Origin of the sequence: Amycolatopsis sp. MEPSY49 (genome assembly GCF_051337345.1) — a bacterium.
Classification (GTDB): domain Bacteria; phylum Actinomycetota; class Actinomycetes; order Mycobacteriales; family Pseudonocardiaceae; genus Amycolatopsis.
Genome location: NZ_JBDLYJ010000016.1, coordinates 25849 through 41632, shown reverse-complemented (window position 1 = coordinate 41632; position 15784 = coordinate 25849). Strand labels below are relative to the sequence as shown.

Genomic DNA, 15784 nt, shown 5'->3' with positions numbered 1-15784 from the left:
ATGCGCAGGACACTGATGTCCCTCGTGCTCGCGGTGGTCACCGCGCTGAGCGTGAGCACCCCGGCCACCGCCGGGCCCGACGCCCCGGGTTTCGACCCGGCCGCCTTCGCGAACCCGCCGAGGGACAGCCTCCCGGCGATCTACTGGTACTGGAACAACACCATCACGGCCGACGTCACCGACCGGCAGATGGCCGAGATGCGCGCCAAGGGCGTGTACGAGGCGGTGATCTTCCCGCTCGGCGGCGACTCGATGAAACCCGTGTTCCTGTCCGAGGACTGGTTCACGCTCGTCGGGCACGTGCTGCGCGAGGCGCGGCGCACCGGCATGAAGATGTGGCTGTTCAACGACAACAACTTCCCGAGCGGCCGCGGCGCGAACTACGTCGTCAACGGCGGCACCCTGGGCGACCGGACCATCCCCGCGCGCCCGGACCTGCGGCTCAAGGGCCTGCTGCGCTCGACGCGGATCGTCACCGGGCCGTCGACGCTCGAGCTCGCCGAGACCTCCGGGCTCAGCGTCGACACCGGCAAGCTGGTCGTCGACCCGGCCACCGCGCCCGGCGCCGCCCCGCTGACACCTGGCGCGGGCTGGACCGACTACACGGTGAGCGGCAAGGTCACGCTGACGGCCGGGGGCGTCCAGCTGGCGGTGCGCTCGGACGGCACCCACGGCTACCTCGTGGACGTCGACGCCAAGGGCGCGGCCAGCGTGTACGAAGTGGACGGTCCGAACCGGACGCGGCTGACCACCGGCGTCAACACGCCGGGCTTCACGCCGACCCATGTGCAGACGGTGAGTGTCACGGTCTCCGGCACCACGATCACCCCGAAGATCAACAACACCGTGCAGCCCGCGGCGATCGACGCGAGCTATCCGGCCGGTGCGGCGGCGGTGTCGGCCGAGGGCACGCAACGCTCGCTGTGGGACGACCTGACCGTGACCGCGCCGGACGGCGCCAAGCTGTGGACCTCGACCTTCGACAACGCCACCGCGCTCGCGGACTTCCCGCAGCACCGCGTCGACCTGGCCGGTGTCACGGCGGCGGCCGCGCGACCGGTGGGCACGACCGCCGCGGTGGAACTCAAGGGCGGCAGCTGGCCGGTGCCCGCCGGGACCTGGCAGGTCGACGTCTACTCGCAGGTCCTCCTGCGCGACGACTCCAGCGGGTACGTCCGCGGTTACCTCGACCTGCTCGACCCGGACGCCACGGACGCCTTCCTGAGCATCGCGCCCGAGGAGTACGCGCGGCGCTTCCCGTGGGCGATGGGCACGGTCGTGCCCGGCTTCTGGGACGACGAACCCTTCCTCGCCTCCGCACAGCCACACCCGTTCAAGCGCCTGCCGTCCTCGCCCGGCCTCGCCGACGCCGTCCACGCGGCCGGCGGCACCCCCGGCGTCGCCTACACCGCCGCGGCCGACGGCCTCGACGCGGTCGCGGACCGGGCCGCCGGCACGTACTGGCGGGCCGTGAACAACCTCTTCGCCACCAGCTACTACCAGCGCGAGGCCGCCTGGATGGGCAAGCACGGCCTGAAGCTGATCACCAACCCGCTGCTCGACGAGCAGAGCCCGCAGCAGCGGATGAACTCGACCGGTGACCTGGCCAAGGACAACCAGTGGGCGCAGGTCCCGGGCAGCGACATGATCACCACCGACTACACCGTCGGCGAGCAGACCACGTTGGGGCGCAACGCTTCTTCGGCCGCGCACCAGAGCGGCGCGCCGCGGACGTTGATGGAGACCTTCGGCAACGCGGGCTGGCAGGTGGCGCCGGACTACCTGCACGCCACCGTCGGCGCGCTGGCCACCCGCGGCGTCAACCTCACCTTCCTGCACGCGATGTACACCGACGAGACGTCGGTGACGTTCGCGCCGCCGTTCGGGCCGCGCAGCACGTTCTGGGAGGACATGCCCGACGTCGACGCGTGGATCGGCCGCGTGATGGAGCTGGGCCGGGGCACGAACCTCGCCCGGACCGCGCTGATCCAGCCGCAGCGGGCGGCGGAACAGACCCGGATGTCGGATGCGAGTCACCAACTGGACAAGGACTTCTCCGAGACGGCCTTCGCGCTGGAACGCGGGCAGGTCGACTTCGACCTGCTGAGCGACTCGTCGCTCTCCGGTGACCCGGTCGCGCGCTTCCAGGCCCAGGTCCGCGGGGGAACCTTGCAGGTCGGCGCGGCGAACTACCGGCTCGCGGTGCTGCCGCGCACACCGGTGCTGGACCTCGCGACCGCCCGCACCCTGGCGAAGTTCGTGCGGACCGGCGGCCACCTGATCGCGGTCGGCCCGCTTCCGACGCGGGAGGCAACCGGCCGCGACGCCGACCTGGCGCGGGAGCTGCGGAACCTCTCCAGTGCGGTCACCGTCGTCTCCGACGTCAACGCGATCGCGGGCCTGGCGCAGGACGCCGGGTTCGGCGCGGCCCGGCTGCAGCCCGCGGCCGACGCCGTGCGGGTGCAGCGCACCGGCCGGGGCGCGGACACCGCGTTCCTGCTCGACAACGAGAGCGACGCCGTGGTCACCACGACCGCGACCTTCCCGGTCGGCGGCACTCCGGAGATCTGGGACCCGCGCACCGGCACCACGAAGCTCGCCACGGCGTACTCGGGCGGGCGGGCCACCACCGGCGTCCCGGTCACGCTCCAGCCGTACGAGACGCTGGGCGTGGTGTTCCGCAAGGGCGTCCGCGACACCGCGCACCTGACCGACGGCACCCTGCCCGCGACCTCTGTGTCCGTCGCCGGGCGGACGATGCAGGCTGCCGTCACCGCGACGGCACCCGGCACGTACGCCCTCACCGGGCAGGCCGACGGCCGCACCTACCACGGCACCGTCCAGGTCACCGACCCGCTGACGCCGATCGCGCCGGCCGGGCCGTGGACGGTCCGGCTGGAGCAGGACGGCGCCGTCGCCACCGAACGCCCGCTCGGCTCGTGGACCACCTTCGCGCCGACGTTCTCCGGCAGCGCCGTCTACACGACAACGGTGACGCTCACGGCGGCCGACCTCGCGCGCCGCAAGCTGGTGCTCGACCTCGGGGAGGTGCACGACCTCGCCACCGCGACGGTGAACGGCACCGAGCTGCCCGCCGCGCTCTGGCACCCGTACACAGTGGACGCCACGAGCGCGCTGCACCCGGGCGTCAACACGATCAGCGTCCGCGTGACCAACACCTTGGCCAACTCGCGCAACAAGATCCTGCCGTCTGGCCTCGTCGGCCCGGTCGCGCTGCGCCCGCAGGCCGCCCTCACCGCCCGCTTGGAGCCCACCCGATGACCGTCAGCAGACGCACCGTCCTCACCATCGGCGCCGCCCTCGGCGTCGGCGCGACCCTCTCGTGGGCCCCACCCGCCCTCGCCACGCCCGGGAAGCCGTTCGCGAAGCAGTTCGCCAAGCCGGACGCCTCGACGGCCGCGAAGTTCCGCTGGTGGTGGCCGCACGGCCTGGTCGACCTCGGCGAGATCGCCCGCGAGGTGGACCAGATCGCCGACGCCGGCTTCGGCGGCGTCGAAATCCAGGACGTCCACCACAGCGTCCAGACGGTCATGGACCCCGAGCACCACGGCTGGGGCACGCCCGCGTGGCTCGCGGCGGTCGAGACGGCCCTGCGCCGGGCGAAGGCCCGCGGCCTGACCGTCGATCTCGCCATGGGCCCGTGCTGGCCCACCGCGGTCCCGACGATCACGCCCGACGACGTCGCGGCGAGCAAGGAACTGGCGCACGGCGTCGTGACGGTCACCGGCAGCTACACCGGCCCGCCGCCGGCCGCGCTGGTGCCCGCCGAAGACGGCGTCGGCAACCAAGAGCTGGTCGCGGTCCAGGCCGCCCAGGTGATCGGTTCGCCCACCGCGGTCACCGTCACGCTGGACCCGGCGTCGGTGCGCACGGTGGACGTCCAGAACGGACAGATCGACTGGACCGCGCCCGAAGGCACCTGGGTGCTCCTCGCGTACTGGGCTCGCGGTTCGGCTCAGCAGCCGGAAGCCGGCCCGCACACGACGCCGCTCGCCTACGTCGTCGACCACTTCAGCGCGGCGGGCACCCGCGTCGTGCTGGACGAGTGGAACTCGACGATCCTCACCCGCGCGATCCGCGGGCTGCTCAAGGACGTCGGCGGCGACCTGTTCGAGGACTCCCTGGAGATCGAGACCGACGCGACGATCTGGTCGCCGGACTTCCTCGCCGAGTTCCGGCGACGGATGGGGTACGACCTCCTGCCGTACTTGCCGGTTATCGTGCAGCGCAAGGGCAAGTACCTGTTCGCCTTCGACTCCGACACGTCGAACCACGTGCAGGACGACTACAACCGGGTGCTTTCGGACCTCTACCACGAGCACCACCTGCTCCCGATCCGGGACTTCGCGCACAGCCTCGGCATGACGCTGCGCGTGCAGCCCTACGGCCTGCAGACCGACGCCATCCGCAGCGCCGCGCTGCTGGACGCGCCGGAGAGCGAATCACTGGGGTTCAAGAACCTCGACGACTACCGCGTGCTCGCGTCCGGCCGTGACATGGGCGGGCGGCGGCTGCTGTCGTGCGAGTCCGCGGCGTACGCGAACGGCGCGTACAACACCACCTGGGACAAGGTGCTGCAGACGATGGGCAGCGTCTTCGCCGGCGGCGTCAACCAGGCCGTGCTGCACGGATTCGCCTACGCGATGGCGCCTGGCGCGGAGTGGCCCGGCTTCGCGGCTTTCTCGCCGTACAACGGGAACGGCATCGGGTACGCCGAGGCGTGGGGGCCGCGGCAGCCGACGTGGGGGCACGTGCCGGACATCGCCGGCTGGTTCGCCCGCACCCAGCTGGTGCTGCGCACCGGACGGCCGCAGGTGGACCTCGCGTTCTTCCGCCAGAAGGGCTGGACGTCCACCGGCATCGGCGCGCCGTGGGCGACCAACGACGGCATCCCGGCCGGCTGGACCCACGGCTTCCTCAGCGAAGGCGTGCTCGACCTGCCCAGCGCGGTCGTCCGGCGGGGCCGGCTGGCGCCCGACGGGCCCGCGTACAAGGCGATGATCCTCGGCGGCGACCAGTTCCACGGCAGCGAGCACACGCTGTCCGTCCACGCGGCCCAGCGGCTCCTCGACTTCGCTCGCGCCGGCTTGCCGACGGTCGTCATCGGCACCTGGACCGACGTCCACGCCGAGGGCATCGCGCAGCCGGGGGAGAACGACCGGCTCCGCTCTCTGGTGACGTCGTTGCTCGCGCAGCCTTCCGTCCGGGTGGTCGCGGACGCCACCGGAATCCCCGCCGCGCTCGCCGAACTGGGCGTCACGCGCGATGTCGAGCACGACCCGTCCACTGTGATGAGCGTGCACCGCATCGACGGTCTTGCCGACTACTACTACCTTTGCAATGCCCGGCACGCCGAGAATCGCAAGATCACCGCCGTCACGCAGGACGTGTGGCTGACGGCCCAGGACCGGGACGCGCAGCCTTTCCTGCTCGACGCGTGGACCGGTGAGACTTCACGATTGGGCTTGTTCTCGCGTAGCGGCGACAAGGTCCGGGTTTCGGTGTCCTTGAAGCCGGGCCAGTCGGTGATCGTCGGGCTGGCCGCGGACCGGGGTCCGCACGCGGTGTCGTCCGACGCGCCGGAGGTGCGGTACCTCGACGGGAAACTGGTGGTGCGTTCGCCGGTGGCCGGCACGTACTCGACCACGTTGCCGACCGGACGGGTCGCGCGGACCTCGGTGACGGATCCGCCCGCGCCGATCGCACTGTCCACCTGGGACCTCGAAGTCGAGGACTGGCAGCCGGGGCCGACCCCGACCACGACGATCAAGCCGAAGCGTCGGTTCTCGTTGCCCGCGTTGGCGGCCTGGCCGTCGATCCCCGGTCTGGAGGACGTGTCGGGGGTCGGGCACTATCGCACGACCGTCGACTTGGGCCGGTGGGACCGGGGGCTGGGCGCGTACCTGGATCTCGGGGAGGTGTTCGACACCTACCGCGTGCGGGTCAACGGCGTCGCGCTGCCGCCGTGCGACGTGCTCGACACCGTCGTCGACGTCGGGCCGTGGCTGCGCTCCGGGCGCAACAGCATCGAAGTGGAGGTCGCCACCACGCTGAACAACCGGCTCCGGGTGAGCCGGCCCGCTGTGTTCGCGATCGCGGCGCGGCAGGCCTACGGGCTGGTCGGGCCGGTGCGCCTGCTGCCGTACCGCCAGGAGGAGATCCGATGAAGGTCACGCGGCGCACCGCGCTCGGCTTGGGAGCCGCGCTCGGCCTCGCGGCGGTGGTCCCGTGGGAAGCTTCGGCGTCGACGGCGGCGCCGGTGCGGCCCGTCGCGCTCGGCGGGGTCCGGCTGCTCGAAAGCCGGTACCTGGCGAACATGCGCCGGACCGTGGCGTACCTGAAGTTCGTCGACCTGGACCGGCTGCTGCACACGTTCCGGCTGACCGCCGGGCTGCCGACGTCGGCCGAACCCTGCGGCGGCTGGGAAGCGCCGAACAGCCAGCTGCGCGGGCACACGACCGGGCACCTGCTGTCCGGTCTGGCCCTCGCGGCCGCGAACCTCGGCGACGCCGAGCTGGCCGCGAAGAGCACCCGGCTGGTGGCCGCGCTGGCCGAGTGCCAGGCCGCGGCGCCGTCGGCCGGGTTCACCGAAGGCTACCTATCGGCGTTCCCGGAGTCCGACTTCGTCAGCCTCGAGGCCGGGAAGTCCGTGTGGGCGCCGTACTACACGATCCACAAGATCCTCGCCGGCCTGCTCGACCAGCACCGGCTGCTCGGCACCGCGGGCGCCCTCGACGTCGCCCGCGGCATCGCGCGCTGGATCGACACCCGCACCGCGCCGCTTTCCCATGACGCCATGCAGAAGGTGCTGCACACCGAGTTCGGCGGCATGAACGAGGCGCTCGCGAACCTTTACGCCGTCACGAAAGACCCGCTGCACCTCACTCTGGCCCGGCGGTTCGACCACGACGAGATCTTCACGCCCCTCGCCGCCCGCCAGGACACCCTCGCCGGGCGGCACGCCAACACCGACATCGCGAAGATCGTCGGCGCGGCGGCGGAGTACGACGTGACGGGCGAGCCGCGGTACCGCACGATCGCGACGTACTTCTGGGACCAGGTGGTGCACCACCACAGCTACGTCATCGGCGGCAACGCCAACGCGGAGTTCTTCGGCCCGCCGGACCAGGTCGTCAGCCAGCTCGGCGAGAACACCTGCGAGAACTGCAACAGCTACAACATGCTCAAGCTCGGCCGGCTGCTGTTCCTGCAGGACCCGAGCCGCACCGGATACCTCGACCACTACGAGTGGACGCTGCTCAACCAGCTGCTGGGTGAGCAGGACCCCGGCTCGCCGCACGGCTTCGTCACGTACTACACCGGGTTGACGCCGGGAGCCCAGCGGCAGGGCAAGCAAGGGGTGACGTCCGACCCCGGCACGTACAGCAGCGACTACGGCAACTTCACGTGTGACCACGGCACCGGCCTGGAAACCCACGTCAAGTACGCGGAGAACATCTACTTCACCGCGGGCGACACGCTGTACGTCAACCTGTTCATCCCGTCCACAGTGGACTTCCATGGTGCGTCGGTGCGGCTGGAGACCGAATACCCGTACGACGAAACCGTTCGGTTGCGCGTCGACGGTTCCGGCGAATTCGCCCTGCGCGTGAGGATTCCTTCGTGGGTGTCCCACCCGCGCCTGACCGTGAACCGCGTGCCGGTGGACGCGACGCCGGGGCGGTTCGCGACGATCCGGCGCCGGTGGCACGCCGGTGACGTCGTCGAACTTCACCTGCCGATGACCCCGCGGTGGCTGCCCGCGCCGGACAACCCCGCGGTGTCGGCCCTGACGTACGGCCCGCTGGTGCTCGCCGCGCGGCACGGGTCGTCGGTGCCGCCGGTCATCCCGACGGTGTACCCGCGCTCGTTGCGGCGGGAGCCGGGGCGGGCGGAGTTCAGCGTGCTCGCGGGTTCGGAACGGCTGCGGCTGAGCCCGTTCCTGGACGTGCAGCACGAGCACTACAGCGTCTATCTCGCCGCGAAGCCGGATCGGCCGGCGCCGAAGACCGTGGCGGTGTACCCGCTCGGCGCTGATTTGTCCGAGTCGACGCGTCGCTGGCCGGCCGCGGTGCTCGGCGGCGGTGCCGTCGCCGGGGAGCGGGGGATCGAGCTGGACGGCGTCGACGGGCACGTCCGGCTGGCGCCGGGCCTGCCGGCGAACCTGACCGGGCTGACGGTGTCGATGTGGGTACGGGTGGACGCGGTCGTCAACTCGGCGCGCGTGTTCGACCTGGGCTTCAACGCGCAGTCGTACTTCTTCCTGACCCCGCGCACGGGGCTCGGGGTGGCGCGCTGCGCGATGAAGCTGGGCGGCATGGAGGCGGAGGACTACGTGGACGCGGCGGTCCCGCTCCCGGCGGGGGAGTGGACGCACGTGGCGGTGACGGCGGGCGAGGGGCTGCGGCTGTACTTCGGCGGCGAGTTGACCGGGGTGAACCCGGCGCCGAAGATGAGCCCGCTCCTGCTGGGGGCGACGCAGCTGAACTACTTGGGGCGCTCGCAGAACCCGAAGCACCCGTATCTGAAGGGCGCGGTCGCGGACTTCCGGTTGTACGGGCGGGCGTTGGGGGAGACGGAGGTACGGGCGTTGGCGAACGGGGGTGCGTGAGCCCGGTCGGCAGGACCCGGTCTTGACACACTCCGCGAGGGTGTCGTGTACGCTGGGTGGTGTCCGAGGGCATTCCGAGCGCGAGTGGTCGAACCTGCGCCGCCCTCGGCCCCCATCCGGCCGATGCCCACCGGGTCACGCTTGCGGCTCGAGCCCGCGGCGCCCACCACGGGACTGCCCGACTGGGTCAGCTACCCCTCGCCCCACGAGCGAGCCGCGTAGCGGTACCCGTCTGAACCCCGCCACCTCCGGTGGCGGTCACGAAAGGATCCCCCGATCACCGCTTCCACAGTGGACAGTTCGCTGTTCAGCCACCCCATCGCCGAGGAGCCCCTGCCCGGCACGCTCACCACACCCCAGGACGTCCGGTACGGCGGCCTGTTCCGCCAACCCGTGTACACCCCGGAGCAGCCTTCCGACGGCGTGCCCGGCCCGCAGCGCCGTTCCGGCACGCCGGCTCACGACCCGTCCGGCCGCCGCGCGCGCCGCTGACACCGGCAGGGCTCACGCCCGCGGTTGCGCGGTGCTCCGCCGGCCGGCCGTCTTCGAGCGTGCGGACCACGAACCGTCTTCCGCGATCACCTGAGTCACGCCTTCGCCATCCACCGCTGCGCGGAGATCGGGCGCGGGCCGGGGAACCCGCGCCGCCGCCGGAACCCGGCGGTCGGGTGACGCAGGACTGGACCACCCCTTAGATACCCCTGGGGTAGCTCCGACGACCCGGCAGCCGGAGGTACGATCTGCCGATTCGCAGCTACTCCGAAAGGCCTGTCCGTTGACCGAATCACTAGCGCAGCGGGTGAAAACGATCCGCATCGTCAACGGCCTGCGCCATCCGCTCCTCGCCGTCGTCGCCCGGTACCCGGCGGAGTTCCTGGTCCGGCCCGGTGGTGAGCTCGAAATCCGCGAGACGGCTCCTCGCGGCGGGTACGTCGAGCTCACCCTCGACAACGAGGAGCAGACGGGCCTGCGCATCGAAACCGGTGAGTCCTCCACGACCGAGGTCTTCCTGGACGGGGAGCCGCAGGCGCTGCCGTCCGTCGTCCTCGACGGGGTGGCCCGGCAGGCCTGGCCGGACCTCGACGCGGCCTTCGGCAGCATGCACGTCTTCGACACCCGATCGGGTCCCCGGACGGTCCGGCTCGAGGAGAAGAACGGCACCACGACGCTGGTCGGCGCCGGCCGCGAGCCCATCCGGTTCGCGGGCGTCGGGGTGAACGGCTACCCGCCGGAACTCATCATCGAGACCGACGGGCTGCGGATCCGCGGTTCCCACGGCTCGGCGCGCTGAAAGCGCTCTAACCTGGGCGGATGAGCGAACTGCCGGTGGCGTCCGGGCACGTGGTCGTGCGGCGGTTCACCACCGCCGACACCGAGGCTTTCGCCGCCTACCGTTCCGATCCCGAAGTCGCCCGGTACCAGGGGTGGGACGCGCCGGTGCCGGACGCGGAAGCCCGGCAGCTCGTCGCCGAGTTCGCGGCCGCCGAAGAGGGCGTGCCCGGCTGGTTCCAGTACGCCGTCGAGGCCGGCGGGGTGCTGGTCGGGGACGTCGGCCTCTGCCTGGCGGACAACCGGATGCAGGCCGACCTCGGGTTCACCATCGCCCGCGCGCACCAGCGGCGCGGCTACGCGACCGACGCCGTGCGGTGCGTGCTGGACCGGGCGTTCGCCGCGGGCGTGCGCCGGGTGTCGGCGGAGTGCGACGCGCGCAACACCGCGTCGGCGGGCCTGCTCGAACGGCTCGGGTTCGGCCGCGAGGGTTTCCGCCGCCGGCACACGTGGCTCAAGGGCGAATGGACGGACGACCTCCTGTTCGGCCTGCTCGCCGAGGACTGGGCCGGCGCCGCGCCCGGGCCGGCGATCTTCGCCTGCCGGCCCAACCTGCTGGTGGCCGACGTCGTCGCCAGCCTCGGGTTCTACGCGGACGCGCTGGGCTTCGACGTCGGCTGGCGCTGGTCCGAGCGCCGGGCCCGGTTCCTGCACGACGGCGAACCGCACGAGCCGGGCACCGCGCTGGTCGGCCGCGACCACGTCCAGCTCATGCTGACCCAGGTCCCGGGCGCGCACGCGACCCGCCTGCACCTGGACGTCCACACGGCCGCGCAGGTCGACCGGCTGTTCCGGGAGTGGCGCGGGCGCGGCGTCGACATCGCGGAGCCACCGTTCGTGCGGCCGTGGGGGATGTACGAGATGCGCCTGCACGACCCGGACGGGAACGTCCTGCGGGTCAGCTCGCCGCCCGCGTCCTAGCGACCCGGGCCCCTTGACACCCACGCCCATCCATTCATACATTCGTCGTCACTTTGTATGATGGGAGTTGGTCGTATGCGGCTCGGCAAGACCGCCGTCGTCCTCGGGGGCAGTGCCGCCGGTCTCTGCTCCGCCGGCGCGCTCGCGCCGTACTTCGACCAAGTACTCGTGCTCGAACGCGACGAGCTGCCCGCCGGCGCCGAGCACCGCCGCGGGGTGCCGCAGAGCAAGCACCCGCACTTCCTGCTGAACTCGGGCCGTCGCGCGATCGGTGCGCTCTTCCCCGGCTTCGAAGCCGACCTCATCGCCGCCGGCGGGCTGCACCTCATGCCGTCCATGGACGCCGCCTACCTCGACGGAGCCGGCTGGTCCGCCCGCAAGCGCAGCGCGATGACCATGGTCTACAGCTCGCGGATCCTCATCGAACGCGTCCTGCGGGACAAAGTGCGCGAACTGCCCAACGTCACCGTCCGCGAGGGTGTCGTGGTCACCGGCCTGACCACCCGCGACGGCGGCATCACCGGCGTCGACACCGATGGCGGGCACCTCGACGCCGACTTCGTCGTCGACGCCCTGGGCCGCGGCTCCGCCGTCGGCGGCTGGCTGGCGGCGGCCGGCTGGCCCGAGCCGGAGACCAGGACGCTCGACGCGAAGGTCACTTACACCTCGCGCTGGTACGACTTGCCGACGCCGCGGCCCGCGTCCTGGTGGTGGCGGCACCTGGTGATCATGCCGACCCCGGCGAAGGGCGAGCACCCCGACGAACACGACTACCTGGTCAACTTCTTCCCCGTCGAGGGTAACCGGGTCATCGCCTGCATGGGGTCGTGGGGGCTGCCGATGCCGCGCACGACGGACGCGTTCGTCGAGACCGCCCGCCGCGTCCGGACGCCGTTGTTCGCGGCCGCGATGGACCGGTGCGAGCCCACCTCGGAAGTCCACCTGACCCGCTCGACCGGCAACAAGTGGCGGCGCTACGACCGCCTGCGCACCCCGCCGAAGGGGCTGGCGTTCGTCGGCGACTCGATCTGCGCGTTCAACCCGTTCTACGCCCAGGGCATCAGCTCCGCGGCCGGCTCGGCCCTGCTGCTGCGCGAACACCTCGCCCGCGCCGACCGCGTCGACACGAAGTTCTCCGCGGACTTCCTTGCCGCGCAACGCAAGCTGCTGAACGTCCCGTGGCGCCTGGCGATGGCCCGCGACCAGGGGTACGAGTGCGCGGAGGGCACCGAGAAGCCGCCCGAGTGGAAGCGCCGGATCCTCGCCGCCGTCTCGGCTCCGGCGTTCAGCCTGATCGTCGGGGCCGCCCGGGAGGACGAAGTCGTCGACGAGCACTTCGCCAAGGTGTTCAACCTCGACGAGTCGCTGGGGGACATGCTGCGCAACCCGCGCGTGCTCGCGGGGCTCGTGCGCTACCGCGTCCGCGCGGCGCTGGGCCGGCACCGGGTGCCGTTCGGCTTCGACGCCCAGGCCGAGCCGCCCGCCACGGACTACTCGACGGCGACCGCGCGATGAGCACGGCGTGCGGGTCCGACGCCGAAGCCGTCACCCGCGGTCTCGGCTTCGACTGCCACGACGTCTCCCCGGTGGTCTCGGCCCGCTCCCCGTGGGACCTGGCCCATTGGACGATGCCGCTGCTCGAACTGCTCGTCGTCGGCGGTGCCGTCTTCGCGCTGGCGCACGCCGTCCGCCGGTACCGCGCGGGCGATCCGGTCAACCTGGCGCTGTGGTGGGCTTCGCTGGTCTACCTGTTCGTCACCGAGCCGCCGCTGTACTTCCCGGAGTGGTTCGGCCTCGACCGGCTGTACGGCTTCATCTTCGCCCACAACGAGTTCACCGTGCAGTTCATGGCGGACCGGCTGCCGCTCTACATCGTCGCGTTCTACCCGGCGTTCAGCCAGCTCGCCTACGAGCTCGTGCGGGCGCTCGGGATCTTCCGGACCCGGGGCCCGCTCGCCGGGTCGGTCGCGGTCGCCTTCGTCTGCCAGGTGTGCTACGAAGTCTTCGACCAGCTCGGCCCGCACCTGAGGTGGTGGGCGTGGAACCCGGGCAACCGGATCGTCAACCAGCCGGCGCTGGCGTCGGTGCCGATGACCAGCATGCTGCTGTTCGCGTCGGTCTCGTTCGGCGCGCTGACCTACCTGGTGGTGCGGCTGGCCGGCGGTCCGCGACGCGGGTGGTCGCTGACCTGGCGCACCCTGGTGGCCGGGGTGCTCACCCCGCCGGCGATGGCGATCGCCGGCCTCCCGTCGAGCCTCTTCGACGGCCACGCGGGCGCGCAGGCGTGGATCCTCGGCGTCGAGCTGGCCCTGGTCTGGGTCGCGGGTGCCTGGATCATCGCGGCGAACCGGGCGGACCGCCCGCCGCGGTCCGTCTTCGCCCGGGTCTATCCCGCCGTTTACCTGGGCGTGCTGGCGGTGTTCTGGCTCGCCGCGGACGGCGATGGCCCGGCCGGGAGCGTCCCGTACGTGCTCGCGTGCTTCGCCGCGGCCGGTCTCGTGCTGGTCGCGCTGTACCGGAACGAGCGGGCCCCTGCTCCCGGCTGACGCCGTCCGGTCGGGGAAGATGGGGCGCATGGGGCACCACGGCTGGCGGGGCAACCCACCCGGCACCGAAGACGAGGCACGCCGCCGGATCGTCGACGCGGCGACGGCGTGCCTCGACCGCGTCGGCCTCGCCAAGACCTCCCTGTCCGACGTCGCCGCCGAGGCCGGGGTGACGCGGCAGACCGTCTACCGCTACTTCCCGAGCCTCAACGACATCCTGCGCGCGGTCGCCCTGGCCGGCGTCGAGGAGTTCGCCGGGCGGATGGAACGCCACCTGACGTCGTTCGGCAGCGCGGTCGAGGTCGCCGTGGAGTCCGTGGTGTTCGCGGTCCGGACGCTGCCCGGCGAGCCCTACCTCGGGCTCCTCCTGCAGGCGGGCGAAGCCGACTTCTTCACCGAAGGCGTGCTGTCGCCGATGGCTTTCTCCTACGGCGCGACGATTCTCCGGAACGTGCCGGCCGGCTGGACGGCCGCCGGCGTCACCACCGACGAGGACTTCGAGGGGCTGGCCGAGCTCCTGATGCGGCTCTTCCTGTCGTACTTGCGCTACCCCTCGACCCCGGCGCTCACCGACGACGGGATCCGGGCGCTCGTCCGCCGCTGGATCGGCCCGGCGCTGCGCGGGTGACGCTCAGGCGTGGGCGGGCAGCGAGACGCCGGTGAGGCGCTCGGACTCGGTCCACAGCCGCTCGGCCACCGCCTTGTCCAGCGCGCGGCGCGCCGGCTTGGCCGTCTTCGCCGGGCCGACCAGCCCCCAGCGCGGGCCGTAGTAGCCGCCGGGCACCGCGTCCGGGCTCGTCGCCGCGTACAGCAGGGGTTCCGCGCCCTGCTCGACCCCTTGGGACGGCACCAGCTTGAACGCCAGTGAGGTGAGCGGGGCCGGCTTGCTGCCGTCCAGGCCCGGACCCGAGGTCTGCAGGTTGGTGCGGGTGTAGCCGGGGTGCGCGCCGGTCGAGAGGAGCGGCCAGCCGCGCTCGGCCGCGATGTCCGCCAGCCGCAGGGTCAGCATCAGGTCGGCCAGCTTCGACTGGGCGTAGGCGCGGTTCGGGCGGTACGCGCGTTCCCACTGCAGGTCGTCGAAGCCGATCCGGCCGGCGTTGGCCATGCCGCTGCTCATCGTCGCCACCCGCGGGGCCGGCGCGGCGAGCAGCAGCGGCAGCAGGCGCAGGGTCAGCGCGAACGGGCCGAGGTAGTTGCTGCCCATTTGCAGTTCGAAGCCGTCGGTGGTCTCGACGCGCTGGGGCGGGGTCATCACGCCGGCGTTGTTGACGAGCAGGTCGAGGGGCCGGCCGGCGGCGATCAGCCCGTCGGCGAACTCGCGGACCGAGGCCAGGTCGGCCAGGTCGATCCGCCGGACTTCGACCTGGGCTCCGGGGTGCTCGGTGAGGATGTCGCGGCGCGCCTGCTCGCCCTTCTCGGGCGTGCGGACGGCGAGGATCACGTCCGCGCCGGCCGCGGCCAGCCGCTTGGCCGTTTCCTTGCCGGTGCCGCTGTTGGCGCCGGTCACGACGGCGAGCTTCCCGTGCTGGTCAGGGACCTGGTACATGACAGACCTCTCTAAGTACCGCTGGTACGTTACGAGACCCACGATAACGTACCGCTGGTTCGTTGACAACGTACCGGGGGTTCGTAAGATGGCGAGGTGAACTTCAAGCGCGCCCGGACCGACGAGCAGCGGGCCGAGCGGCGGCGCGCGATCCTGGCCACCGCCGACGAGATGCTGACCGAGCTGCCGGTCGCCAAGCTGAGCTTCAACGAGCTGAGCCGCCGGGTCTGCCTGGCCAAGGCGAACATCGTGCGGTACGTCGAGTCGCGCGAGGCGGTCCTGCTGGAACTGCTCGACCGGCACGTGCGCGACTGGATCGCCGAGTTGGCGGGCTCTTCCGTCGAGGAGGGCTCGCCGCGAGAGCGCGGCGACCGGCTGGCGGCGGTGCTGGCCGAATCGCTGGCGCGGCGGCCGGTGCTGTGCGACCTGATCAGCTCGCAGGCGGCGGTCCTGGAGCACAACGTCTCCACCGAGGTGGCACTCGAGCACAAGCGCGCGCTCCTGCGGGCCGTGGAGTCGCTGACCGCGGTGGTCCGCCGCCACCTGCCCGAGTTCGACGATCGGGCCGCGTTCGAGCTGGTGTCGACGACCAGCCTGGTGACCGCGGCGGCGTGGCCGCACAGCCGGCCGTCCGAGGCACTGCAGGCGGCTTACGCGCTGGACCCGGCGGTGGCGGCCACGCGGGTGGACTTCACGGAGCTGGTGGGCCGGACCCTGGCAGTGACGATTTCGGGGTTGCTGGCCCGCGCGGGGGACCGGCCTGCTGTTGCGGGTTGACGGTTGGGGGTTGGGTGGGCGCGTGCCTGGCGG

Annotated in this window: 11 protein-coding genes; 10 read left to right on the top strand and 1 reads right to left on the bottom strand. The window is 72.1% G+C overall.

Going from position 1 to position 15784, the window contains the following annotated elements; translation table 11 throughout:
• The 9 genes from ABFJ78_RS43225 to ABFJ78_RS43185 all read left to right on the top strand — a co-directional run bounded on the left by ABFJ78_RS43225 (position 1) and on the right by ABFJ78_RS43185 (position 14056).
• Complete coding sequence (locus ABFJ78_RS43225) at positions 1-3282, top strand: glycosylhydrolase-like jelly roll fold domain-containing protein (protein WP_436393254.1); 3282 nt, start codon at positions 1-3, stop codon at positions 3280-3282.
• Positions 3279-6188, top strand: coding sequence for a glycosyl hydrolase (locus ABFJ78_RS43220; RefSeq protein WP_436393253.1), 2910 nt, complete (start codon positions 3279-3281; stop codon positions 6186-6188). The genes ABFJ78_RS43225 and ABFJ78_RS43220 overlap by 4 nt, the downstream gene beginning before the upstream one ends.
• The gene (locus tag ABFJ78_RS43215; RefSeq protein WP_436393252.1) at positions 6185-8632 is read left to right on the top strand and encodes a beta-L-arabinofuranosidase domain-containing protein; all 2448 of its coding nucleotides are present in this window, start codon (positions 6185-6187) and stop codon (positions 8630-8632) included. The genes ABFJ78_RS43220 and ABFJ78_RS43215 overlap by 4 nt, the downstream gene beginning before the upstream one ends.
• A gap of 291 nt (positions 8633-8923) precedes the next feature.
• Positions 8924-9124: a hypothetical protein gene (locus tag ABFJ78_RS43210; protein ID WP_436393251.1), complete on the top strand. Its 201-nt coding sequence runs from the start codon at positions 8924-8926 to the stop codon at positions 9122-9124.
• Between the two features lie 307 nt (positions 9125-9431).
• Positions 9432-9923: a hypothetical protein gene (locus ABFJ78_RS43205; protein ID WP_436393250.1), complete on the top strand. Its 492-nt coding sequence runs from the start codon at positions 9432-9434 to the stop codon at positions 9921-9923.
• Positions 9924-9943: 20 nt separating this feature from the next.
• Positions 9944-10882 (top strand): GNAT family N-acetyltransferase, encoded by a 939-nt coding sequence (locus tag ABFJ78_RS43200; protein ID WP_436393249.1) that lies wholly within the window; start codon positions 9944-9946, stop codon positions 10880-10882.
• Positions 10883-10957: 75 nt separating this feature from the next.
• Entirely contained in the window at positions 10958-12397 is a 1440-nt protein-coding gene (locus ABFJ78_RS43195; protein WP_436393370.1) for an FAD-dependent oxidoreductase, read from the top strand.
• On the top strand, positions 12394-13428 hold the full coding sequence (locus tag ABFJ78_RS43190) for a hypothetical protein (protein WP_436393248.1): 1035 nt from the start codon (positions 12394-12396) through the stop codon (positions 13426-13428). Before ABFJ78_RS43195 ends, ABFJ78_RS43190 begins: the two co-directional genes overlap by 4 nt.
• A 28-nt stretch (positions 13429-13456) precedes the next feature.
• Positions 13457-14056 carry a TetR/AcrR family transcriptional regulator gene (locus tag ABFJ78_RS43185; protein ID WP_436393247.1) on the top strand — a complete coding sequence of 200 codons (600 nt, stop codon included), beginning with the start codon at positions 13457-13459 and terminating at the stop codon, positions 14054-14056.
• A 3-nt stretch (positions 14057-14059) separates the two neighbouring features.
• On the opposite strand, the gene ABFJ78_RS43180 is transcribed toward ABFJ78_RS43185, so the two are convergent.
• On the bottom strand, positions 14060-14974 hold the full coding sequence (locus ABFJ78_RS43180; RefSeq protein WP_436393246.1) for an SDR family oxidoreductase: 915 nt from the start codon (positions 14972-14974) through the stop codon (positions 14060-14062).
• A gap of 96 nt (positions 14975-15070) precedes the next feature.
• Between ABFJ78_RS43180 and ABFJ78_RS43175 the strand changes: the two genes are divergently transcribed.
• Positions 15071-15751, top strand: coding sequence for a TetR/AcrR family transcriptional regulator (locus tag ABFJ78_RS43175; RefSeq protein ID WP_436393245.1), 681 nt, complete (start codon positions 15071-15073; stop codon positions 15749-15751).
• Positions 15752-15784: the final 33 nt, after the last annotated feature.

What these genes read in the sequence shown, in the direction of transcription:
- ABFJ78_RS43215 (WP_436393252.1), top strand. Translation starts at nt 6,185, where the DNA reads ATGAAGGTCACGCGGCGCACCGCGCTCGGCTTGGGAGCCGCGCTCGGC.
- ABFJ78_RS43225 (WP_436393254.1), top strand. Translation starts at nt 1, where the DNA reads ATGCGCAGGACACTGATGTCCCTCGTGCTCGCGGTGGTCACCGCGCTG.
- ABFJ78_RS43200 (WP_436393249.1), top strand. Translation starts at nt 9,944, where the DNA reads ATGAGCGAACTGCCGGTGGCGTCCGGGCACGTGGTCGTGCGGCGGTTC.
- ABFJ78_RS43190 (WP_436393248.1), top strand. Translation starts at nt 12,394, where the DNA reads ATGAGCACGGCGTGCGGGTCCGACGCCGAAGCCGTCACCCGCGGTCTC.
- ABFJ78_RS43185 (WP_436393247.1), top strand. Translation starts at nt 13,457, where the DNA reads ATGGGGCACCACGGCTGGCGGGGCAACCCACCCGGCACCGAAGACGAG.
- ABFJ78_RS43180 (WP_436393246.1), bottom strand. Translation starts at nt 14,974, where the DNA reads ATGTACCAGGTCCCTGACCAGCACGGGAAGCTCGCCGTCGTGACCGGC.
- ABFJ78_RS43195 (WP_436393370.1), top strand. Translation starts at nt 10,958, where the DNA reads ATGCGGCTCGGCAAGACCGCCGTCGTCCTCGGGGGCAGTGCCGCCGGT.
- ABFJ78_RS43220 (WP_436393253.1), top strand. Translation starts at nt 3,279, where the DNA reads ATGACCGTCAGCAGACGCACCGTCCTCACCATCGGCGCCGCCCTCGGC.